The 22,400-nt window shown below is 60.9% G+C and carries 17 protein-coding genes and 1 rRNA gene; 9 read left to right on the plus strand and 9 right to left on the minus strand.

Annotated features, from left to right (window positions below; genetic code table 11):
- Positions 1-198 precede the first annotated feature (198 nt).
- The 3 genes from Pan216_RS17420 to Pan216_RS17430 all read right to left on the minus strand — a co-directional run bounded on the left by Pan216_RS17420 (position 199) and on the right by Pan216_RS17430 (position 2,471).
- A complete protein-coding gene (locus Pan216_RS17420) occupies positions 199-576 on the minus strand; it encodes a ribbon-helix-helix domain-containing protein (protein ID WP_145259790.1) in 378 nt (125 codons plus the stop codon).
- 343 nt (positions 577-919) lie between these two features.
- Entirely contained in the window at positions 920-1,528 is a 609-nt protein-coding gene (locus tag Pan216_RS17425) for a superoxide dismutase (RefSeq protein ID WP_145259792.1), read from the minus strand.
- Positions 1,529-1,733: 205 nt separating this feature from the next.
- A complete protein-coding gene (locus Pan216_RS17430) occupies positions 1,734-2,471 on the minus strand; it encodes an HAD family hydrolase (protein WP_419192658.1) in 738 nt (245 codons plus the stop codon).
- A 366-nt stretch (positions 2,472-2,837) separates the two neighbouring features.
- On the opposite strand from Pan216_RS17430, the gene Pan216_RS17435 reads away from it, so the two are divergent.
- Together Pan216_RS17435 and Pan216_RS17440 are read left to right on the plus strand one after the other, a co-directional pair.
- Positions 2,838-3,194, plus strand: a complete 357-nt coding sequence (locus tag Pan216_RS17435) for a PilZ domain-containing protein (RefSeq protein ID WP_145259796.1) — start codon at positions 2,838-2,840, stop codon at positions 3,192-3,194.
- A 67-nt stretch (positions 3,195-3,261) separates the two neighbouring features.
- The gene (locus tag Pan216_RS17440) at positions 3,262-3,720 is read left to right on the plus strand and encodes a ComEA family DNA-binding protein (protein WP_145259798.1); all 459 of its coding nucleotides are present in this window, start codon (positions 3,262-3,264) and stop codon (positions 3,718-3,720) included.
- 12 nt (positions 3,721-3,732) lie between these two features.
- Here the strand turns inward: Pan216_RS17440 and Pan216_RS17445 are convergent, their stop codons facing one another.
- From Pan216_RS17445 to Pan216_RS17455, 3 genes are all read right to left on the minus strand, one after another.
- A complete protein-coding gene (locus Pan216_RS17445; RefSeq protein WP_145259800.1) occupies positions 3,733-5,778 on the minus strand; it encodes a M48 family metalloprotease in 2,046 nt (681 codons plus the stop codon).
- A gap of 161 nt (positions 5,779-5,939) precedes the next feature.
- Positions 5,940-9,128: a M48 family metalloprotease gene (locus Pan216_RS17450; RefSeq protein ID WP_145259802.1), complete on the minus strand. Its 3,189-nt coding sequence runs from the start codon at positions 9,126-9,128 to the stop codon at positions 5,940-5,942.
- 110 nt (positions 9,129-9,238) lie between these two features.
- Positions 9,239-9,982 carry a hypothetical protein gene (locus Pan216_RS17455; RefSeq protein ID WP_145259804.1) on the minus strand — a complete coding sequence of 248 codons (744 nt, stop codon included), beginning with the start codon at positions 9,980-9,982 and terminating at the stop codon, positions 9,239-9,241.
- A 513-nt stretch (positions 9,983-10,495) separates the two neighbouring features.
- Here Pan216_RS17455 and Pan216_RS17460 point away from each other — a divergent pair.
- Both Pan216_RS17460 and Pan216_RS17465 read left to right on the plus strand, forming a co-directional pair.
- Positions 10,496-12,020: ribosomal RNA gene (locus Pan216_RS17460) — 16S ribosomal RNA — on the plus strand.
- Positions 12,021-12,178: 158 nt separating this feature from the next.
- Complete coding sequence (locus Pan216_RS17465) at positions 12,179-12,670, plus strand: nucleoside deaminase (protein ID WP_419192659.1); 492 nt, start codon at positions 12,179-12,181, stop codon at positions 12,668-12,670.
- A 143-nt stretch (positions 12,671-12,813) separates the two neighbouring features.
- Here the strand turns inward: Pan216_RS17465 and Pan216_RS17470 are convergent, their stop codons facing one another.
- Positions 12,814-13,914 carry a class I SAM-dependent methyltransferase gene (locus Pan216_RS17470; protein ID WP_419192660.1) on the minus strand — a complete coding sequence of 367 codons (1,101 nt, stop codon included), beginning with the start codon at positions 13,912-13,914 and terminating at the stop codon, positions 12,814-12,816.
- Positions 13,915-14,293: 379 nt separating this feature from the next.
- Between Pan216_RS17470 and Pan216_RS17475 the strand changes: the two genes are divergently transcribed.
- From Pan216_RS17475 to Pan216_RS17495, 5 genes are all read left to right on the plus strand, one after another.
- Positions 14,294-15,319 (plus strand): DUF1559 domain-containing protein, encoded by a 1,026-nt coding sequence (locus tag Pan216_RS17475; protein ID WP_145259807.1) that lies wholly within the window; start codon positions 14,294-14,296, stop codon positions 15,317-15,319.
- Between the two features lie 399 nt (positions 15,320-15,718).
- Positions 15,719-16,744 carry a DUF1559 family PulG-like putative transporter gene (locus Pan216_RS17480; RefSeq protein WP_145264081.1) on the plus strand — a complete coding sequence of 342 codons (1,026 nt, stop codon included), beginning with the start codon at positions 15,719-15,721 and terminating at the stop codon, positions 16,742-16,744.
- Between the two features lie 127 nt (positions 16,745-16,871).
- On the plus strand, positions 16,872-17,903 hold the full coding sequence (locus Pan216_RS17485) for a DUF1559 domain-containing protein (protein ID WP_419192661.1): 1,032 nt from the start codon (positions 16,872-16,874) through the stop codon (positions 17,901-17,903).
- Positions 17,904-18,051: 148 nt separating this feature from the next.
- Positions 18,052-19,083 carry a DUF1559 domain-containing protein gene (locus tag Pan216_RS17490; protein ID WP_145259809.1) on the plus strand — a complete coding sequence of 344 codons (1,032 nt, stop codon included), beginning with the start codon at positions 18,052-18,054 and terminating at the stop codon, positions 19,081-19,083.
- Positions 19,084-19,098: 15 nt separating this feature from the next.
- Positions 19,099-19,530 (plus strand): hypothetical protein, encoded by a 432-nt coding sequence (locus Pan216_RS17495; RefSeq protein ID WP_145259811.1) that lies wholly within the window; start codon positions 19,099-19,101, stop codon positions 19,528-19,530.
- A gap of 1,068 nt (positions 19,531-20,598) precedes the next feature.
- On the opposite strand, the gene Pan216_RS17500 is transcribed toward Pan216_RS17495, so the two are convergent.
- Positions 20,599-21,189, minus strand: coding sequence for a YoaK family protein (locus Pan216_RS17500; protein ID WP_145259813.1), 591 nt, complete (start codon positions 21,187-21,189; stop codon positions 20,599-20,601).
- Positions 21,190-21,209: 20 nt separating this feature from the next.
- On the minus strand, positions 21,210-22,340 hold the full coding sequence (gene proB / locus Pan216_RS17505) for a glutamate 5-kinase (RefSeq protein WP_145259816.1): 1,131 nt from the start codon (positions 22,338-22,340) through the stop codon (positions 21,210-21,212).
- Positions 22,341-22,400 lie beyond the last annotated feature (60 nt).

Genomic DNA, 22,400 nt, shown 5'->3' on the forward strand with positions numbered 1-22,400 from the left:
CGGGATCACGGGTGTGATGCCGGCCGTCGAGGAGAAGGCGTCAAACGGTTGGCCCGAACCACCCATGATACGCGGAAGAACCAGGGGGGCTCCAACGCAAAACAGGCGCGAGAGCCCCATTCGGGCAGCATGAGGTCGACCCGCGAGCGCAAACTCAAGCCAGGACCTCGCCAAACACCGGAGGTGTCGGGCCGGAGCCTAGTTGGACGCCGTGTCGCTCTCATGACCGTGATCGCAAGCGAGCGAATGGTTGTGCTCGTCGCTGTCGAAGAAGGCCTCAAGGTGTTGCCGTGTCAGGCTCGCGGAGGCTTCGTTGAGGTTTTTGGGAATAGGGAACTGATCGCCGCAGTCCTTGCACTCCTCGACGGTCCAGTGCTCGAGGAACTTCTCGAATCGGTCGTGGGTCTCCTTCGCAACGCTTCCCGTGCCAAGACACAGGGGGCACGCGACGCCGAGTTGGGAGTAGATCGCCCGGCGGATGAATTCGCTCTTGTTGGGCAAGCGATCGAGGAAATCGGCCAGTTCGTCCTCCACCTTGAAGGCCACGACGGTCGATTTGGCGGCTTTTCGGGTCATCGGTTCGCCTATCTCGAGTGGAATCGGTCTAGAACTCATCGAGCCAGGATCCGAGCGTCCGATTCCGACCCCACATGCGGAGATGGCCCCAACGCCGTCAACAAGCTCTTCCTGAACTATACTCGGCCCAGCGGCCCGGCGACAACCGAGACTTCGTGCGTCGTGGGTTCTCGCTGCCAACGACAAAGGGCGACCCATCCGGATCGCCCTTCACCATTTGACCGGGCGACCCATCCGGATCGCCCTTCACCATTTGACCGGGCGACCCATCCGGATCGCCCTTCACCATTTGACCGGGCGACCCATCCGGATCGCCCTTCACCATTTGACTGATTCGAACGAACTACTTCGCGGCGGCGAAGAGTTCGCTGACTTTGTCCCAGTTGACGACGTTCCAGAACGCCGCGATGTAGTCGGGACGCTTGTTCTGGTAGAGCAAGTAGTAAGCGTGCTCCCAGACGTCGAGTCCGAGGATGGGAGTCTTGCCTTCCATCAACGGCGTGTCCTGGTTGGGCGTGCTGGTGATCGCCAACTTGCCCCCATCGACGATGAGCCACGCCCAGCCGCTGCCGAAACGGGTCGCCGCGGCGTTGGCGAACTCTTCCTTGAACTTGTCGAACCCGCCGAAGGTGCTGGTGATCGCGTCACCCAGTTCGCCGCTGGGAGTGCCGCCCTTGCCGGGGCCCATGATCTGCCAGAAGAGCGTGTGGTTGGCGTGACCGCCACCGTTGTTGCGAACCGCGGTGCGAATTCCTTCGGGAACGCTGTCGAGCGATCCAAGAAGGTTCTCGATCGACTTGCTCGCCAACTCGGGAGCCTTCTCCAGCGCGCCGTTGAGCTTCGCCACGTAGCCGGCGTGGTGCTTGGAGTAGTGGATCTCCATCGTGCGCGCATCGATGTTCGGCTCGAGTGCGTTGTAGTCGTAGGGCAAAGGTGCCTGTTCGAATGCCATGACCATCCTTTCAAAAGAAGGTGAAAGTCGAAACTGCTCGGCTCCGTGCGCCGACGGGTCCGTCCCGGAACTGATCCCCATCGTTCCGACTTCGAACCGACGTACAGCAAAATCCGTCTCGTCCGGGCGTTATAGGGCCAGTGGAGGCGGTTGCAATTGGCTAGCGAACAACCGACGGAGGACCAATTGTCGGCGGGCTGGCGTCTCACGTCATCGAGCAAATCAGTTCCGGCAACGCCGCCATCGCTCCGGCGACCTCATCGGGAGCGTTCGTCTCGTCCCCTACCGGAAAAATAGGCGTTCGCTCCCAAGATTGAAGGAACGCCTGCGCTTCCGCGTCGGCCGGATTCCACTCGCGACGAGGATCGGATCGGTACAGGATCGTCCGCATGCCCAGCGACCGCGCCGGCAGCACGTCGTTGTCGATCCGGTCGCCGATCATCACCGCCCGCGCCGGGTCGACGCCCGATCGCTCGATCGCCCACCGGTAAAGCTCGGGATCAGGCTTGAAGAGATTAAGCTCCTCGCTGATGCCCACGATCTCGAACAGCTCGAGCATCCCCCGACGATCCAGACTCGCCCGGCACTCCGCGGGCTGATTCGCGATGACCCCCAAACGGTACTCCCGCCGCAAGTCACCAAGTGTCTCGGCCAGCCCCACCATCGGAAGGTGGACATTGTCGAACTTGGGGAGGAGTTCTTCGCGAAGGTCCCAGTAGAGCCGATCGACCTCCTCCTTCGGCAGCCAACGCGAAGCGATCTTGTGCAGCACCCAGATCTGCTGCTGGCGGACGAGTTGCTCCCGATCGGCGAGCAGTTGGTTGAAACTGTAGTCAGGCTGAACCCGCCGAATCGCGTCGAAGTAGTGCCGAAAGACCGCGTACGTTTGGGGCGCGTCGTTGTAGATGACGCTGCCGACATCAAGAAAGACCCACTCGATCATCGCAGCCCTCGTCAGAATCGTTTCGATCTCTCCGGATGGCATAGAGCGGTCGGGCCCCGCTTCAATGGTTCGGCCTGGAGGAATCGTTCCGTCCAATTCATACCAACTCGATCGACTTCTCGGGAAATGGACGATTGAACCTATTGATCCACTCTTACTGAAACCCTTAGACTTTGCGGTGGAAGAAAATCGCGCTTCGCGGCCGCTCAAGTCACTGAGCCCAGCCTACGTTGGGACTCACTCTCAGCTCTACAAGATGGATGAGACGATTCATCCGCGGACGTTCACTGTGCCGGAATTAGGCGCCGATCTGCCGTGTGGGAACCCGGCAGTTGCCAAGCATGTCGGCGTCGGGAGGTGCCTGCGATGGATGAAACAAGTGGCGGCGAAAAGAAGAAGACCGACGGCGAAGTTCGTCGCGCCTACAAACGGCGCACGGCCAAAGGGATCGCCCTTTGCCGCATGGGACGTTGGGGAACAGGGCCCGAAATCAAGGCGAAGATCGTCGATGTTTCCCAGGACGGAGCGGCGGTCATCGTCAGCAAACCGATGACGATCGGCGAGGAGTTCGAGATGGAACTCTGCGGGCAGTTCTCCCGCAAGGGAGTCCGCACGCGGGCTGTGGTTCGCAATGTCCGCGAGGAAGAAACCAAGGAATGGTTCATCGGTTGCCAGTTTGAGAAGCGGCTCGGCTACGATACGCTAAGCCAATTGAGTCGTTGACTGCGAAGCCACCGGCCCGGTGCCGGTGAATCGGGACGATCGTCGGCGACTTGGCGAGTGACTGCCGATGTCGTCATCACGATCCTCCAACCCGACGGACGAACCGAACGAGCCCGGCACCCCTGACGGGCCGCACCGTTTCTCGGAACGGCTGGTGATCACTGCCCTTCTTGGGCTGACGCTTCTCTTCCTTCTTTATCAAACCTTCCTAACGACGCGGACCGACGGCGACTTGCGGCTCCAGCGCGACGATGCCCATCGCTTCGACTACAAGGTCGACATCAACACCGCCAACAAGTTCGAACTCCTCCAACTGCCCGGTATCGGCCCCGCCCTGGCGCAACGCATCCTCGACGAACGCGCCAGAAGCCCCTTCTTATCTCCCGGCGATCTCGCCCGCGTCCACGGCATCGGCCCCGCCACCATCGCCCGCATCACACCACACATCGTCATTAGCAAGACGATACAGTCGGAATCCCCCGCCGAGGAGCCCGTCACAAAGCCGTCGGCCCCGATGCCCCGGTAACGTTCGCCGCGCTCATCGGTACGAACGCGCCCACGCCGCGAGCCCCGCCATCGCACCCGCGAACGGCAACAAGAGGAAGCTGCCTCCGTGGGAGCTCACCCAGTCGAGGATCTCGGACACGGCTGGTGTGCCTCCTTGAGCCACTTGCGCGATCAAAAGTCCGGGGAAAGCAACGATCAGCAGCGCCACGGTGACCAACAAGGGATGCCCAAAACGCGACTCGCGGTGGTCCTCCGATCTCTTCTGGTCTAGCAAGGTGGCCGCGAGGCAGTAGCCACCGCAGAAGACTTGGGCGGCAATCACGGCCCAGAATCCTCCCGCTCCTCCGACCGAAGAGCCGATGCCCAACGCGGACGTCAACCCGACCGACAGCGTGATGGCCCCGAGGGCCGCGAACCAGGATCGCAGCCCTGTCAATACGGCCATCAGCCCGACGGGAATCAACCAGAGCGGTGCCGCCGGAAAGTCGACGCCGAAGGGCACCGTGCTCAGGTAGCCGGTGATGGGCGCGATCGCGGCCACAAACCGAAGATGCACCTGGGAGATCGGCGCCGCGTCGCGCCCGACGAGATCCGCGACCTCGGCCTGCACCTCGCGCAAACGGTCAAGGTCCTCCGGTCGAACGCTCGTTTCGATCGTCTCGTCGAGGCGATCACGGGTGCGGACTCCGATTCGATCACCGTTCGGCGAGGTGGAGAGCTCGACCATCAACGCATACGGCACCGACTCCTCCGCGACCGCGCGGCGCCGAACGACATCGAGCGGAACCCTCCGAGCCCTGATCGCCCTTTCCTCTTCACGGAAGCGATAGACGCGAAACTCGGTTCTCTCGAACAGGACGAGCGTCGGCGTTTGGTCAGGGGACCAGAACAACGCCCGAATGCCGTCTTGAGGTTCGACGGCGATTGTCGCGGCCAGGGCGTCTTCGACTCGTCCCTCCGCCGCAAGCTTCCGAATGTGATCGTCGATCGCCTTCTGGCGAACGGGAAGTTCGGGGTGCGAACTCAGAAGTGAAAGGTCCAGTGGGGCCGCGAATCGGCGTCGCCGCTGGATGAGCTTCGTGATCGTCTGGCCGTAGAGTTCGCCCTCGTCCACGAGTTCCACCGCGCGCCGATCGGCTTCCAACTCCAATGCGCGTAACCGTCTCGTCCAGAGAAGCCGGAGGATGAGAACCATGAGAAGCCAGAGCCCGACGTAGAGGGTTTGCAAGCCGGGAGAGAACACGAGCAGCGGAAGTCCCCAAAGGATGCCGACGAACGTGACGATCCAAAGCAGCCACGAGAAACTTCCCAAGCTGCGCCAATGGGAACATTCGCCATGAGCCAGCTCGTGAGCGAAAACGCACGCGAGCTCATCGGGCGTGAGCATGCCAAGCAGTCCCCGCGAGAGGTAGACTTCATTCCCTTCCTTGGCGGGCACCTGAAAGGCCTGGAGTTCGGTTTCGTCTCCGAAGACTTCCGTCGACGGCTCGGGAGCGAACGAACGCGCCCGAGGGGTATCGAACGCCGTCTCCAGATCGCCGAGTTCCAGCGGCCCCACCTTCAACCGCTTCCGCAACCGATCGCCAAGCCCCTCCGGGACATACAAGGCCGAGGGGATGGGGCAAACGACGATGTAGACGTAGGAGACCCAATCCTGAAGCAGGTAGCCCGACACTGGGGCGACGAGAAGGAAGAACCACGCGTTGCGCCAGTAGGAAAGAAACTGAAGCCTTTGGAGACTGGAACGCTCCCTTCCCCAAAGGGATTCGTGGGTCGGTCGATCGCCCATTCGCAGCGCGATCGAGTTGAGCGCGAGCATCCCAATCAGCAGGTAAGGCAGGCCAATCCCATCCCAGGGAAGGTAGATCGCCCAACAGCCCAGGAACGCCAACGCCGTGACACCCCAGAAGAGCCACTCGCGGCGGCGTTCATAGTCCCTGATCAGGAGCTCGCGTCGCGAGGGCTCCGCACCGAGACGCAGCGTCCGTCCCAACGCTCGCGTTCCCGCCCCAAGCGCCACCGCCCCGCCGACCACCACGGCGCCCATTGCAAACGCTCGGGCAAGAGTCTCCGACAACGCCACCCGCCTCCCGGTCACCCACCATCCACACCAGATGAATCATCCAACACCCACCAAACGTACCTTACGTTTGGCGTCCGAGTAGTGAACGAACCAGGTCGCACAGAAGAGCTTCGCGTCGGAAGGACCCGCGATGAGCAGTCGCGGGACAACATTGACTACTCCACCGACAGCAGCACGACCCGGAAGTCACGGCCCTGGTGGATGGGCCAGGCGAGCAAGATGCCGCTTTCGGCGATGCTGACTTGAGCCTGCCATTGCTGAGCGTCGATTGGAAGCGGGATGCGGAGACCTTCGCGGCTCGCCAGGTCGACGACCACGAGATCGTGTTGTCGAGCGACGACGAGCCTCTTGCCGTCCCACGCCCAGTTGGGAGAGATGTCGAAACCCGCGACGGGCTCGTAGGTGGCGTTGGCGAGATTGAAGAGCCAGAACGTTCGCCCTCGGGTATTCTGGCAGCCGCAAAGGACTTGATCGGCAGCGGGCGCGGGTCGACAGTCGGGCGCGAGCCGCGAGGCGAAGAGAGGCTCGGCCTTTCCCTCGGGGCCGACAAACTTCCAGAGCCATTCGGGAGTCCCCATCCAGGGAAGCTGAACGAAGAACTCCAGCAAGTCGATCTGGTTCCCCTCGGCCCAAGGCATGTCCATCTGCACCTCGAGCATTCGATCACCGTTGCCGACAAGACGCCACTGCGCGAGCGGAGGACTCGCCGGCCAGGTCCGCGATTCGATCTCCGGAGATCCGACGCGACCGCTCCAACGCGTCGTCACTCCCTGGTGGAGCCCCTGGACCACTGACCACGACTCCCCTGCGGCTTGAAATGTCGTGGGCTGCATTGGGTCGACCTCCTCCAAGGAGAGTCGCCAGAGTACTTGTCGCGGGTCGCTCGCGGAAAGGGCCTGCAACTCGATCCCGGCGTCCCCATACCGGAGCGCGAGAAGCCGACCGCCGTCGATGAACGCGAGATCGCGCGCGGCGACATCCGAGTCGTTGCCCTCGAAGTCGGCCACGCGGTAGACCGATCCCGCCACCGTCCGCCCTCCTCCGACCGGACGCGCGATGAATCGATCGAGGCTCGGTGCGAGCGAGAGCCCCCAAAAGTAACCGCCGAGCGTGGTCTCTCGCTCCGGGGCGAACAATCGCTCCTCGATCGCAAGGGTCGGCATCGGTCCCGCGAGTGGATCGGGGACTTGCGACAACTCGGCCGAACTCGCCAGCGCCACCACGAGCAAGAGCGCCACCAGTCCGCCAATGACGCCGCCCCTCTTTTGCCATCGCCGTTCCTTGGTCGCGAACGCCGCGGTCGCTCCGACGACAGGGAAGAGAAAAAAGAGACTGGTGAACGACGTCGACGCGCTCGGTTCCCCGCTTAACGCGCCGAACAGCCCCGCCGGAGCGAGCAGGAGTCCCGGCACTCCGACGACAAAGAGGATGGTGGCGACGACCGTCGGACGGCCCCAGAACGGGGCTTCAGGGGGCGTCGTGGAAGCTTCTTCCGCCAGTACCTTATAGAGGGAGTAGACGCCACAAAGCAGCAAGGCGGCCACGACCCACATCCCTTGCCCGCCGGAATCGCCACCGAACTCGCCGGTGACCAGCAACGAAATTCCGACCGCGAGGCTTACGCCGCCCAGAGCCGCAAGCCAACTGCGACATGCCCATCCAAGAGCCGCCATGCCGATGATGAAGAGCCAAAAGAGACCGGGAGCGACCGCCCCACTGAAGTCATCGAGTGCCAAGATCCCCACCACCGAAGCGACGGCGGCGACGAGTCGCGGAAGTGGAGTCTCCGACCTGGAACGTACCGACGACAACTGACCGTCGATCCGGTCGAGGGCCGCTTGCAGTCGCTGGGCATCCTCACGCCGAACGCCCAACTCGGTCGCCCCTCCGTCGACGTTGACGACCCTCAGGATCAAGTCGCTCTTCTTGGCGACCACGCGCACTTCACCCAGCCCCGAATAGACGACCGATGCCAGGGACTCGGCTCGCTTCCGCAGCGACTCCAGTGAATCTGACGTCAGATCCGGTGGCGGCTCCGTCTTGGGGAAGTCCATCCATGTCAAACGCCGGTTCTCCAAGACCACCACTCGGTGAAGCGACTCCGCGGAAGCGAAGGCCTCCCACGAATCGATTGGCGGCCGATCTCCCTTCTCCGCAACGGCCGCGGTCTCGGCGAGAGGCGACTTCTCAGGGGGCACGTTCTCCCCGCCGTCATCCTCTTGGAAAGAAGGACCGATGGCGGCCCGAATCGCCTGCACCCGATGCGAAAGACTGGGATGGGAGTCGCTCTGCTCGACATCGGGATCGACGCGGCGTGGAATCAGCAGCGATTCGTGGACCTTGACCAACCCACGAATGAGCGCCTCCCCGTCGCCGCAGAGTTCCACCGCCCTCAGATCGGCTTCGGTCTCGCGTTGCTGGACTCCTTGGGATCGAATCATGATCGCCACCAGGACGAACGGCATCCATCCCCAAAGGAACCAGCCCATCCCATAAGGGGCGAAGGTGAGCAACAAGGCAGGCCCCAAGCCCCCCAGCAGCAGCAAGCCGAGGTCGATGCACCGTTGTCGCTGGAGCAGCCTCTTGTCGAACTGCTCCATATGAGCGGTCTCATGGGCGAAGATCGCCCCCGCCTCGTCTAGGGACAACGACTCCACGAAATGGTGAGTCAGCAGGACCACGGGCTGCCGAAGGGATGGAAAGGCGAAGGCATTGATCACGGTGCCACGCGACGACCCGTACACCTTCACCTCCGGCCGTGGAGCCGAGGATCGCTCACTGACTCCCGCGAATCTGGCGAGAAGGTCGGCCTTCGCCAGCTCGGACGCATTGAGGAACCAACAGGCGACTTGCGGCAACCGGGAAAGCCACAGGGTGACACTACCAATTAAGGCGATTCCAACCAACCAGCCTGCCGGCCCCGCCAGATAGACGACGAACGGAACCAGCGTGATCGCCATCCAGTGGCCCGACATCGCCAAGTACCAGGTCAGGCTCCGGCCGACGACCTCGCCCAAAGAGTAGTCATCCTGAAAGACCTTCCGCCGAGTCGGATGATCGCCCACCGCAAAGGCAATGGCATTGGCCAGGAAGATCCCAAACAAAACCAAGGGCGCCCAGGGGGCCAGGCCCTCGGGACTGAAGACGACGTAGCCGACGAACGCGAGGAGTACCTGAACCGCCCAACTCCTCATCCGATACTGCTGAAGTCGCTCGGCGATGGCGGGATGATCGGGTTCCGCCCGGACCAGGCGACCAGCGACCCAAGTCGTGACGAGCGTCAACAGCCCACTGATCGATACGAAGGCGAACGGCCAGAGAGCCTCGCGAACAAACACATCCACTTCGATTCAGCCCCCAGAAGTAACTAGCGAGAACGGTGCGTAGGCGAGTGTAGCTCGTCATGGCGCGGAACGACAGCAGACGCAGAAGCCAACTTGGGACGTTTGGAGAACTAGCGGGCGAGACGATCGGGAGCGCCGGCGAGGGAAGAGGCTTCGGTTTCGATCGCGACCTCGTTGGGATGAGACGACGATCGAACAAGATCGAGCGGCGTGACCACCCGGTTACGATGAGCGACGTCGAGCGTTACCCCCGCGTAGTGATAGGCGGCCGCCACCATGGTACTACAGGTGTAGCTCGGAAGGATTTCCTTCGGCTGCGAGGGGGAAAGGTCACCGTTGAAGCCTAGCCAGGAGCGGAAGGAATAGTCCCCGCACCGGCCGCAACCGACCCGCGCGAATTGCTCGAGTCGCTCCAGGTCAAGATGCCGAGCGTCCCGCAACCGGTAGACGGTGTTGAAGGAGTACTCACCCAGTTCCTCGGGACTGATTCTTCTCATTCCCCGGAATCGACACTCGAGCAGTCCCTCCGGGTCGTCGGGATCGAGCACAATCATCGAATGGCCATGGGGAAGAATCGCGTGGAGCCACTGACGCTTCTTCGCCGCCCTACCCAGTCTCATGTAGTTGACGATGAGGTCACCCGGTTGGACCATCTCGCGGTACTCAGCGATGCCATCGCGGCGAAAGTCGAGGACCCCGACCTTCTCGAACGCCGCCCCGGGAACGATCCGTTCGTCTCCATGTAACGTCGGAGCTGACGCACAGCCTGCACAGAAGACGCATACCCCCCATCCAGCCATCAATTGGGCGCTCTTTCGAGCGATCTGGACAAGAAAACGGACCGGATCGAACATTTTCGGGGGCTCCCCGAACAATTTTCTGACCAAAAGCGGACGTGACCAGAGCGGACCGGCCACAAAAACCGGCGAAAAGTGCCTCCGGGGCACACCGGGCGTTGCGTCTGCGGGAGTGACCCTTTTCCGCGAAAAACAAGCGATTCTTGGAAGGAGATCGGCTCGATCGCGGAGGTTGAGACACCGAATTTGAAGATTTTGCTCAGACCTAGTTGACCATCCCGACTTCAGCCCTAAGTTATGCTCATCACCCGACGGCAATCGCGGTTTTCACCGCCGCCGCCGAGTGGGCGTCTTTGACGCCGAGAAGCTCTTTGACAATTTGGATAGCTAATTCAAGCTAGCGCTTGTGTGAGTCCGCGAGGCTGAGCAGCACTTATTGGGCTGATTCAGCTAAGCGACAAATTTTCAATTTCTTTTCATTGGCGATTTTTGAGCCTTCTTGATCTGTACGGGTCATGAAGGAATTCAATCTCGGCGGACCCATCTCACGGAGATGCCGAGGAACGTACACCAATGAAGGGTTTGATCCTGGCTCAGAATGAACGTTGGCGGCGTGGATTAGGCATGCAAGTCGAACGCGAACGTTCCCTTCGGGGAACAAGTAGCGTGGCGAAAGGGGCAGTAATGCATAGGCAACCTACCCTCAGGACCGGGATATACGGCGGAAACGCCGGGCAATACTGGACGTTGTTGCGAAAAGGCATCTTTTTGCAATGAAATGGGTTACCGCCTGAGGAGGGGCTTATGTCCTACCAGCTTGTTGGTGAGGTAACGGCTCACCAAGGCTGCGACGGGTAGGGGGTGTGAGAGCATGGCCCCCGTCACTGGAACTGAGATACTGTCCAGACTCCTACGGGAGGCTGCAGTCGAGAATCTTCGGCAATGGGCGAAAGCCTGACCGAGCGACGCCGCGTGGAGGAAGAAGGCTTTCGGGTTGTAAACTCCTGTTGGGGGGGAACAAATTTGAGTGAACCCCTGAGGAAGCACGGGCTAAGTTCGTGCCAGCAGCCGCGGTAAGACGAACCGTGCAAACGTTATTCGGAATCACTGGGCTTAAAGCGCACGTAGGCGGCTTCGTAAGTTGGAAGTGAAATCCCATCGGCTCAACCGTGGAACTGCTTCCAATACTGCGAGGCTTGAGGGAGATAGGGGCATCTGGAACTTCCGGTGGAGCGGTGAAATGTGTTGATATCGGAAGGAACGCCGGTGGCGAAAGCGAGGTGCTGGGTCTCATCTGACGCTGAGGTGCGAAAGCTAGGGGAGCGAACGGGATTAGATACCCCGGTAGTCCTAGCCGTAAACGATGGGTACTGGGTAGAAAGCGTTCCGATGGCGCCTTCTGCCGGAGCGAAAGCGTTAAGTACCCCGCCTGGGGAGTATGGTCGCAAGACTGAAACTCAAAGGAATTGACGGGGGCTCACACCAGCGGTGGAGCATGTGGCTTAATTCGAGGCTACGCGAAGAACCTTATCCTGGATTTGACATGCACGGATTAACTCCCTGAAAGGGGAGCCACGCCTTCGGGTGGAACGTGCACAGGTGCTGCATGGCTGTCGTCAGCTCGTGTCGTGAGATGTCGGGTTAAGTCCCTTAACGAGCGAAACCCTTGTCCCTAGTTACCAGCGGTTCGGCCGGGGACTCTAGGGAGACTGCCGGTGTTAAGCCGGAGGAAGGTGGGGATGACGTCAAGTCCTCATGGCCTTTATGTCCAGGGCTGCACACGTGCTACAATGGAGCGGACAAAGGGACGCAACTTCGTGAGAAGAAGCAAATCCCAAAAACCATTCCTCAGTTCGGATTGCAGGCTGCAACTCGCCTGCATGAAGCTGGAATCGCTAGTAATCGCAGGTCAGCCATACTGCGGTGAATGTGTTCCTGAGCCTTGTACACACCGCCCGTCAAGCCACGAAAGCGGGGGGCGTCCGAAGTCGCTGAGCTAACCGTAAGGGGGCAGGCGCCGAAGACGAAACCCGTGATTGGGACTAAGTCGTAACAAGGTAACCGTAGGGGAACCTGCGGTTGGATCACCTCCTTTCTAAGGATGATCAATCGTCGCAAGACGGTTTACGACATCGGACACAAACGCTAGTTAGCTATCCAAGTCATTGAGCAACCCCGGTGGTTTTGCCAGGCCACCGGGGTTCTTTTATGCGCTCAGCTTTCCTTGCTCCCTTCACCTCCTGGAGCTGCGCCATGCCTATCGATTTCGTCGAACGTGTCGTCCAACTCGCCCTTCAGAACGTCGAAGCCGGTGGCCGTCCCTTCGCCTCCATCATCGAGCGCGATGGAGAGATCATCGCCGAAGCCGCCAATCAAGTCGCCCAAACCCGCGATCCCACCGCCCACGCGGAACTCCTCGCCATTCGAGTGGCCAGCCAAGTCCTCAACTCGGAAACGTTCACCGGCTGCCGCATCTGGAACATGGCCCACCCCTGCCCCATGTGTCTCGCCGCCGTCTACTATTGCAGCCCCGAAAGCTGCCTGTTCTTGCTGGCTCGGGAGGAGTACGCCTCCCTCTACGTGGACGATCGACGCTACTTCACGCTCGGCAACTTCTATGACGAGATCGCCAAGCCGTGGCCCGAGCGATCGCTGCCGATGGAGCATGTCGTCGATGAGCGGGGAAGAAGCCCCTATCGGCGCTGGCGGGAACTACACCCGGAGGGTGTCTGCAAGGCGACTTGATCTCGTCGCGGCCCGCCAACGATTCGTCCGAAGCTGGTGCGTGTGTTGGTGGAGCCCGACCCCCTCGACACTCGATGACGAGTCGCCAGCGGCGCCCGATCGAGCGCAACAAATAGAGCGATGGGTAGGCGGCTTTCGGTGCCTCATCTCGCGGTCAGCGATAGAAAGCACCAGTGGTTGTCGAGCTTCCATCGCTCCGGCTCGCCATGGATCATCTCTTCGACCTTCGCGAAGAATCGATCGACCAGTTCCCCGGTTGAGTATGTCGGCGTCGGACCGCAGAGTTGCTCCGCGACGATGCCCTCGAAGATGGCTCGCAGAAAGCCCGTGTAACTCTCCGCATACGCGATGGTGTCTCCATCGCGATCGAACTGCGTTTGGAACGGAACCGGCGGCGTCGCGGCGATCATTCGGTCGACTTCGAAACAATCGGCCAGATCCCCTCTCGAACCGAGGGGAGCAAGCAATTCCTCTTGGGAACGACGGTAGTAGGGCAGGACAACGTTCTCCATCCTCTCCGCCGGGATGACCCCTTCGCCGACCAGTTGCCGAGTCGCCTCGGCCATAAGTTCAAATGGCATGTGGGCGGAGTCCTCATTCGGCTCACGCAGAATCGAAAGGACGAGCTTTCCCCCCGGAAGCATCTCGGTCGCGCGATGACTGAGGAACGTCAGCCAATCCCAACTCGCTTGTTCGGCGAGGGACTTGCGCCACGTTCGCGCCTCCTGGCCGAGACCCCGCGCATCTTCAGGCAACCTGCTCAACCAATGAACAGCCGCGGTGGAGATACCAATGTTCACGGTCGCTTGCGGCATGACCGGTTCATAGAAGGAACCGCCTGTCGCGAACTCGAACACTGGACCGTTGCGGCGTGCCTTGCGCCGCGAGAACTCGTGGTCGCGCTTCGCGTGCAACTCCGATAGGTTCTGAAAGAGCTTGTTGAAGTTGTTGGTGAAGAGGTCGTTGTAGCAGACGCTGACGGTTTGATCCGAGTCCCGCCGATGCAAGGCGGCGATGCAACGCTCGGTCACAGACGTCGCGTTCTTACCCTCCGAACATCCGTAGTCGCACATCACCAGAGGGCGTCCCTCGGGCGGGAGGCGCACTTCCTCCATCGCCGCATCCAGGATGGGCGTGAGCTCTTGAACCAACGTCCGCTGAACCAGGGAGTGCTGGTCGTAGAAGTCCTTCTTCATTCCCGCCACGGTGCGCGAGGTCAGGCCTCGCTCCTTCAGCGTCTTCATGGCGCCCCCCCTGTCGGTGGCCATGGGAGATGACGGCAAGGAGCCGACTCACCCATGCCCTGAATTTTTATGCCTCACCTTTGCTACGATTGTCGCTCGTCAAGCGTGAGCTCCGCAGGTCTTCTTAGGCGTCGCGGAACGGGTCGCGGCGGCCCAAATCAGCGAGACACAAACTCGACGGACGGTCCTGGAACTGTGCAGACGTGCTCAAAAATGTGGCGATTCTTGTTGCACCAAGAGATGTCACGAGACATCATTAACGGAGTCGCGCGTGGCCATTTCACGGTTTAGGCGCGAAATCGCAGATCAAGTTCGACCGGCACACCTTTCGCACTCCGTTGGCCAGGGCATGTTCGTGTCCCATGTAAGGAGGCAGAGAATGCTGACGTCGTCATATCGGCCCCGCGGGTTCACCCTCGTCGAACTTCTGGTGGTCATCGCCATCATCGGTGTTCTCGTGTCGCTCCTCTTGCCCGCGGTCCAGCAAGCGCGCGATGCCGCTCGTCGAGCCCAATGTGCGAACAACCTTCGGCAAGTCGGCCTCGCTCTCAACAACTATCACGAGAGTCATGGCAGTTTTCCAATCGGGGATCCGGGCAGCACCCTGCGGCCCAACTGGCGCATCCCTCTGCTCCCCCACCTCGATCAGGCTCAAGCATACGATCAGTTGAACTTCGATGGCCGCACCAACTCCGGTTTTCGCGGCTACATCTACAACTACGCCGGTAACACCGTCCTGTTGGATCTCGTCGTTCCCGCATACCTCTGTCCGAGCAGCGCCTTCCCCAAAGCGAACACCGCTCACATCGTGAATACGGGGGACAGCCCCATGTTCGCCGACTACGTGGGCATCTCGGGAGCGACACCCGATCCTCTCGGAAGAACGTCGGCCTGTACCCCCGCGAACGTGGTTCAGGGAGGAACGCTCTGCGAGAACGGGATGCTCACGCTGTTTCACAATCAGCGACTAAGAGATTGCACCGACGGAGCGTCGAAGACAATGATCGTCGCGGAACAGTCCGGGCAAGTGAACGGTCGCGAGATCACCGCCAACCCGTTGGGTCCTTGGCATGGCCTCGCCGTCAATACGACCAACTACAGCGGGGGCTATACCTCCTGGAATCCCGGCACCCCGCTCTCCGCGATCACCTACAGTAGCGGCTACACCGGTGGCTTGACGACGGTCGCCGATCCACCGAACTCGTTCTGGCTGGCCGGCGCTCACTCCGGAGCCAGCAGCACCGGCGGCTTCGAAGTCAATTCAATCATTAACTCCTTCCACCCCGGCGGAACACACGGCTTGATGAGCGATGGGTCGGTCCACTTCGTTTCCGAAGCGATCGACCTCGAGAGCTTGCGTCGGCTTTGCGTTCGCGACGATGGACTGATTGTTGAAGCGTATTAGATCAGTGCGGTGCTAGGCTTCGTTTCAAAAGTAGGTCGTCGGCCCGAGGCTCAGCCAATCGGTGCGGGTCGAGGAGGGCGAAGCAGGCGAATCCGCTGGATTCGTCGATGCAGCCCGACAACGTCCCGTGCCGATGCAGCGAGTCGAAGGCAGAGGCGAGTTTTGAGACGGAGCCTAGTACTGATGGGTAGGTTCGTTCCATCAACACTCGCTCCCCGCTCGCGCGGGAGTGCGCTGAATCAGAGGCGTTTCCCACAGGCGCACGACGAGCGTGGACAAGGGAGACTCGCGCGACCACGAGTCCCCGGTTCCGTGGCCTCGGGACCATCACCCGCTCCCCTTTCACCCAATGATCGACAACTTCTCCAAGAAACGATCGGATAGCTCTCAATGGATTCAATGCGTGGCTCGGCAATCTCACGACGGTCTCGTGCCTTCACGTTGGTCGAGCTCTTGGTCGTGATCGCCATCATCGGCGTGTTGGTTTCTCTTCTTCTTCCCGCCGTGCAACAGGCCAGGGACGCTGCCCGCCGAGCCCAGTGTGCCAACAATCTTCGGCAGTTCGGCGTCGCGCTGAACTCCTATCACGAGGCGCATACCTGTTTCCCACTGGGTGACTCCGGGAGTTCTTGTTTCCCGAACTGGCGCATCTACCTCTTGCCCTTTCTGGAGCAGGCCCAAGCCTACGATCAGCTCAACTTTGACCGGACGCTTTGTTTCGCCGGACGCTATGGCAACTACACGGGCAACGAGGTCCTTCGTGAGTTGGTCGTCAAGACGTTCATCTGCCCGAGTAGCATCTTCCCGGTCGCGAACTTTCCGGCGATGCAGTATGCCGATAACAGCGCGATGTTCTCGGACTATGTCGGCATCTCCGGGGCGACTCCGGATCCGCTTGGCAGGTCCTCGGTATGCACGCCGCCGAACGTGGTTCAAGGAGGAACGCTCTGCGATAACGGAATGCTCGTCCTCTTTCACGCGAAGCGGCTTCGCGACTGTACCGACGGATCGTCGAAGACGATGATCATCGCCGAGCAATCGGGACAGGTGAACGGTCGTGAGATCAGCGCCAACGCCTTGGGCCCGTGGCACGGCCGAGCGCTGAACACGACAAGCTATTCCGGTGGCTATACGTCCTGGACGCCAAGCACCCCTCTTTCGGCGATCGCCAGCAGCAGCGGCTACACCGGCGGCTTGACGACCGTCGCCGATTCTCCGAATTCCTACTGGCTCGCCGGTGCCCATTCGGGCGCGAGCAACTCCGGCGGCGTCGAGGTCAACACGATCATCAACTCGTTCCACCCCGGGGGAACGCACGGCCTGATGAGCGACGGATCGGTTCACTTCGTTTCCGAAGCGGTCGATATCGAGAGCTTGCGCCGGCTCTGCGTTCGTGATGACGGGCTGATTGTCGAGAACTTTTGAGAGCCTATATGGATCTTAGCCTTCCGTTGAATTAAGCGGGTAGTGAATCGATCTACGGGCTGTTAGAGACCGGGCACCATGATGGACGAGTGCCTGGAACAATTCTTCAGAAAAGGTAGTACTGTCCTTGAACAACACCTTGGCCCCACCTTCGTTTCGTTCGAGCCCCCGCGCCGCCTTCACGCTTGTGGAACTGCTCGTCGTGATCGCGATCATCGGGGTTCTCGTCTCGCTCTTGTTGCCTGCCGTGCAGCAGGCGAGAGAAGCCGCTCGGCGAGCCCAGTGCGCGAACAATCTTCGGCAGATCGGCGTGGCGCTACACGCCTACCATGAGAGCAATGGCAGCTTTCCCATCGGCAATGCCGGCAGCACGCATCGTCCCAACTGGCGCATTCCCCTCTTGCCGTTTCTCGATCAGGCACAGGCCTACGATCGACTCAACTTCGCGGGAACGAGCACCTCTAGTTTTCGCGCCTACACGGGACCTTACACCGGGAACGAGGTTCTACAGGATCTGATCGTCCCCACTCTTCTCTGCCCCAGCAGTGCTCTTCCGATGGCGAACGCGTCCCACCTGTCGCTGTCTGACGGAAGCCCAATGCTCGTCGACTATGTGGGCATCTCCGGTGCAACGCCTGACCCGCAGGGCAGAACCTCCGCCTGCACGGCCTCGGGAGCGGTTAGCGGGGGAACCTACTGCGAGAACGGCATGCTCGTCATTTTTCATGCCAAACGTTTGCGCGATTGCAGCGATGGAGCCTCCAAGACGATCATCGTGGCGGAGCAATCGGGGCAGGTTAATGGACGTGAGATCAGCAACAATCCGTTGGGGACATGGCACGGCCTGGCGATCAACACCACGAACGTCTCTTGGAGCCCCGCCACGGCGGTCTCGTCAATCACGTCGAGCAACGGCTACACAGGTGGTCTGACCACGGTCGCCGATACTCCCAACTCATTCTGGGCCTCAGGGGCTCATTCAGGAGCTAGCAGTTCGATAGGCAACGAAGTGAACACGATCATCAATTCCTTCCATCCTGGGGGAACCCATGCCCTCATGACCGATGGCGCCGTCGGCTTCGTTTCGGAGTCGGTCGACATCGAGAACCTGCGTCGCGGGTGCGTCCGGGATGACGGGTTGATCGTCGAGAGCCTGTAGTGCACGGGTTCAACGACGTTGCTGAGAGCCACTGGCTGCTTGTCGGCCATTGAAAACGGTTCGCAAATGCTTGGACCAAACGCGACGACCTCGTCGCATCGCTGGCGGAGCGTAGAATCTCTTTCTTCCGATTGAACAGGGAACTCCCATGTCCAACATCTCTAGCATCTCTAGGCGTTCCACCCGATCGCGAGCCGCCTTCACCTTGGTGGAGCTGTTGGTGGTGATCGCCATCATTGGGATTCTTGTTTCGCTACTCTTGCCGGCGGTGCAGCAAGCCAGAGACGCGGCGCGTCGAGCCCAGTGCGCCAGCAACCTTCGACAGATTGGAGTCGCTCTCAACAACTATCACGAGGGTCACGGCTGTTTTCCTCTCGGCAATACCGGCAGCACCCAGAAGCCGAATTGGCGCATCTTCCTCTTGCCCTTCCTCGATCAGGCCCAAGCCTACGATCGACTCAATTTCGTCGGCACGAGCGTCGCAAGTTTTCGCGCCTACGGCGGCCCCTACGCGGGCAATGAAGTGCTGCAAGACCTGATCGTACCCACGTTTCTCTGCCCGAGTAGCCCGCTACCGGTGGCGAACGTGGCGCACCTCCCGTGGGCGGAAGGGAGCCCGATGCTCGTTGACTATGTGGGCATCTCGGGGGCGACGCCCGATCCCCTCGGCAGGACGTCGGCCTGTACCCCTTCGGGAGCTGTTCGCGGAGGGACCTATTGCGAGAACGGTATGCTTGTCGTCTACCACGCCAAGCGGATGCGTGATTGCACCGACGGCGCTTCCAAGACGATGATCGTCGCGGAGCAGTCGGGCCAGGTCAACGGCCGTGAGATCAGCAACAATCCATTGGGCCCGTGGCACGGGTTGGCGATCAACACCACGAACGTCTCTTGGAACCCCGCCACCGATATTTCGACCATCACCTCCAGCAATGGTTACACTTGTGGTCTGACCACTGTCGCCGATCCACCCAACTCCTTTTGGCTCTCCGGAGCCCACTCGGGCGCCAGTGAAACGACGGGAATCGAAGTCAACACGATCATCAACTCGTTTCATCCAGGGGGAACCCACGGCCTCATGACCGATGGATCGGTTCACTTCGTTTCCGAAGCGGTCGACATCGAGAGCCTGCGTCGCGGGTGCGTTCGGGATGACGGATTGATCGTCGAGAGCCTTTGACAGAGTGAGGAATTCATGAGTCAACGTCGAACAAGAACGTTCGTCAACCGAGTCGGCCTTGGGGTCCTCTTGCTTGCGGGCGTCGGGTGTAGCCATCGTCCCCATTCCGATCGGCCCGTCGGCAATGTCGTGATCACACTGATGCAAGCGGGTTCCCCGATGACGTCGGGCCAAGTCAACCTCGTCAACCCCACGATTGCCGGCGGCGGGGGTGGCTCGGTGGGGGCCGATGGGACGGTCACGATGTCAGACATTCTGGAGGGTGAGTACACCGTCGTCGTCCTGCCACCAGACCTGATGGGCGAGCCCGTCGAAGAGAACCCCGTCCCGGGTCGACTCGCCTTCGACAAGAGCTTTCCAAAGAAGTACCGCAGCCCTCAGACCAGTCCCCTCAAGACGAAAGTGATCGAGGGGGATACGACGCAGGTGACGTTCGAGCTCGAGTAGCGACAGCCGCTCGTCGACGACTTTCCGTTCGTGGCGGACCAAAGCGAGTCGAGTCTCCCCCACCAACGCCATTCACGTCGCGAACGGCAGCTCGATCTCTTCCGCCTTCTGCCCCTGCCCCCAGCGGGGTAGTCGAGCCAGGTAGGCCCCGTTGACATTCTTCAGAAACATACCGGTTCCCTTTGGTGATGTCGTGGGTCGCGATCCGGGGGAAACCCCACATGGAAACGCCGATACAGAGGATTGCGGCACCAGCCCCCGCCACAATGCCGATCAACCACCCCTCCTTTTGAAAGTCGAACACGAAGATCCCCACGATGATCATGAAGGCGGTCAACAGGAGTGTCCAGTTGATGAGCATCGCCTTCTTGCGACGCTGGTATCTCTCCTCGGAGAGCCCCAGATGGAGCGTCGCTTTGCGCTGGAAGAACGTGGGGACGAGTGCCGCGAATGGTCCCACCAGAAAAACACAAACAGTCACCAGGATCACGAGCCCCTGAGTGAGATGAGTCGCGTTGTACTTCCATCGACGATCGCCGCACGGTTCGCCGGTCACGACGCAGTAGTCGGGTAGACCCGACTCCGTATCGACGACGAGGTATTCTCCGTCTCGCCAAGGTCCGCTTAAGCTGCCGGGGCCATCAGCGTGAAGCTTGAGAGCGGGCGAATCACTTGTGGGTGGAGCGTAAGGGTTGATCTCGTTCAACGGTAGAAATCTCCCGTTCGGGAACGGCCCCATCCGCTTGAGGCGCTTCCGGCAACTTGGTTCATCGCATGACAACGTGGTCCCCGGTCCAAGATCATACGTCATCAAAACCATGCACGCAAACACCCATGCCGACTCAGCGGTTCTGGGTTTGTGCGGCTGTGCATCATGTCGGCGGGAGCGAGCGATCACGGGGCCGTTTGGTGAGATGTTGTCGTCGATGTGCCCAGAAGTGCCACGGCGGCCAAGAGCAAGACGCTCGCGGGGATCAGAATCGACCATAGCTCGATGATGCCCTTCAGGAATGCGCCCGCGAAGACGCCAAAGAAGAAGCAGCACCAGATCAGCGAAAGCCAGGAGGCTCAGCGGAACGCGGGAGAGCATCGCGGGTTTGAGGACGGCTGGCGGATCGCGGCCACAAGCCCTTCGGAGAACGATTCGGCGAACCCGGTCAGCGTTCCCGTCACGAAGGTCAATCCATCGCGCACCGATTTGAACTTGCGTGCCGTGACGTTCTGCATCCCCATGGCGAGTGTGGGGAAGACGGCGATGCCAAAGAAAACCATGACGCTCTGCTCGGAGATCTTCCCCTCCACGAGAAATGTCTGGCCGACGAACGCGAACAGGACCAGAAGCAACGACTCCGCGGTGAGGACGATGCCCATCACCCTCGAGGAAGGCCAACTCGCGGCGATCTCCCAGATGAGGCCCGCTCCGATTCCTCCAATTACGTACGTCACGATGGGAAAGGCCGCGATCGGCAACGGGGCGAACCAACTGTGGGTCGCGAAGAGTTCCGGGAGATGAACGCCCATGATCGTGGTGTTGCCACTCATGAACGTGACAAACATGCCGTAGAAGGTCAGGAAACTAACCCCGTCAACGAACCCTCCGACCCACGCCAGGGACAGCGCGACGAGCGAATCTCTCAAGGAGGTGGTGCGATCGGTCATCGAAGAACGCCCTGGACGAACTAGAGGATCACGAGATTGTCGCGGTGAATGACGGCATCGTAGCGTGCGGTGGAAAGGGGCTCCGCCAAACGATCACTCGGCATGCGAACGATCTTTCGGGCTTCCTCGGAACTGTAGTTTGTCAGACCGCGGGCGAAGGAACGGCCCGATGGTCCCTCGATCGCGACCACGTCCCCCTTCTCGAAGCGACCTCGAATCTCGACGACTCCGACCGACAGGAGACTCGCGCCGCGCTGGGCGACCGCCATCTCGGCTCCTTCGTCGACGATGAACGTCCCGCGCGGGCGGACGGTGTGCCCGATCCAGCGTTTCCTCGCGGCGAGCGTTCCGCCCCGTGCGGGGATCACAGTGCCGATCGGTTCGGCGTTGAGCATGTCCCGAAGGACGTTGGGACGACGACCTCCGGCGATCCAGACCGACTCTCCCGACGATGTGGCCAAACGTGCCGCCTCGAGTTTGGTCGTCATTCCCCCAGTCCCGAGCCCGCTGGTACTGGTTCCCGCCATCGCGAAGATGCTCTCGTCGAGTTGCATGATCTTGTCGATCGGCGCCCCCCCCTGCTCGGCCGCCTCGGCGGTCGGGTAGAGTCCATCGACGACCGAAAGGATAATCAGCAGCGGCGCCCGCAATAAGTTGGTCACCATCGCCGCGAGTCGGTCGTTGTCGCCGAAGCGGATCTCTTCGACGCTGACGGTGTCGTTCTCGTTGATGATGGGAATGGCGTTCCAGCGAAAGAGCTGCAGGAGCGTATTTCGCGTGTTGAGGTAGCGGCCCCGATCGTCGAAGTCGTCGGCGGTCAAAAGGACCTGAGCCGCGTGAAAGCCTCGCGGGCGCAGGGTCGCTTCGTAGGCGTCGATGAGTTCGGCTTGTCCGACGGCCGCGGCCGCTTGGAGTTCGGGGAGCGATGTGGGACGTTTCGGCAATCCCAGCCGTCCAATCCCCGCGGCGATCGAGCCGGAACTCACGAGGGCCACTTCTCGCCCGGAGGCTTTGATCTCGGCGATCTGTTCGGTCAGATGCGCGAGATGAGCCCGGTCGAGCGTCCCATCCTCGGCCGTCAGGACGTTGCTTCCGACCTTCACGACGATGCTCTTCGCCGACTTGACGATTTCCTGTCGAACTAGATCCATCCCGATCCACTTTCCCGCAAGCGGCAACCAAGGCCACGTCCTCGGGAGACGAAACCACGA

The sequence above is a fragment of the Kolteria novifilia genome (genome assembly GCA_007748055.1).
Classification (GTDB): Bacteria; Planctomycetota; Planctomycetia; order Kolteriales; family Kolteriaceae; genus Kolteria; species Kolteria novifilia.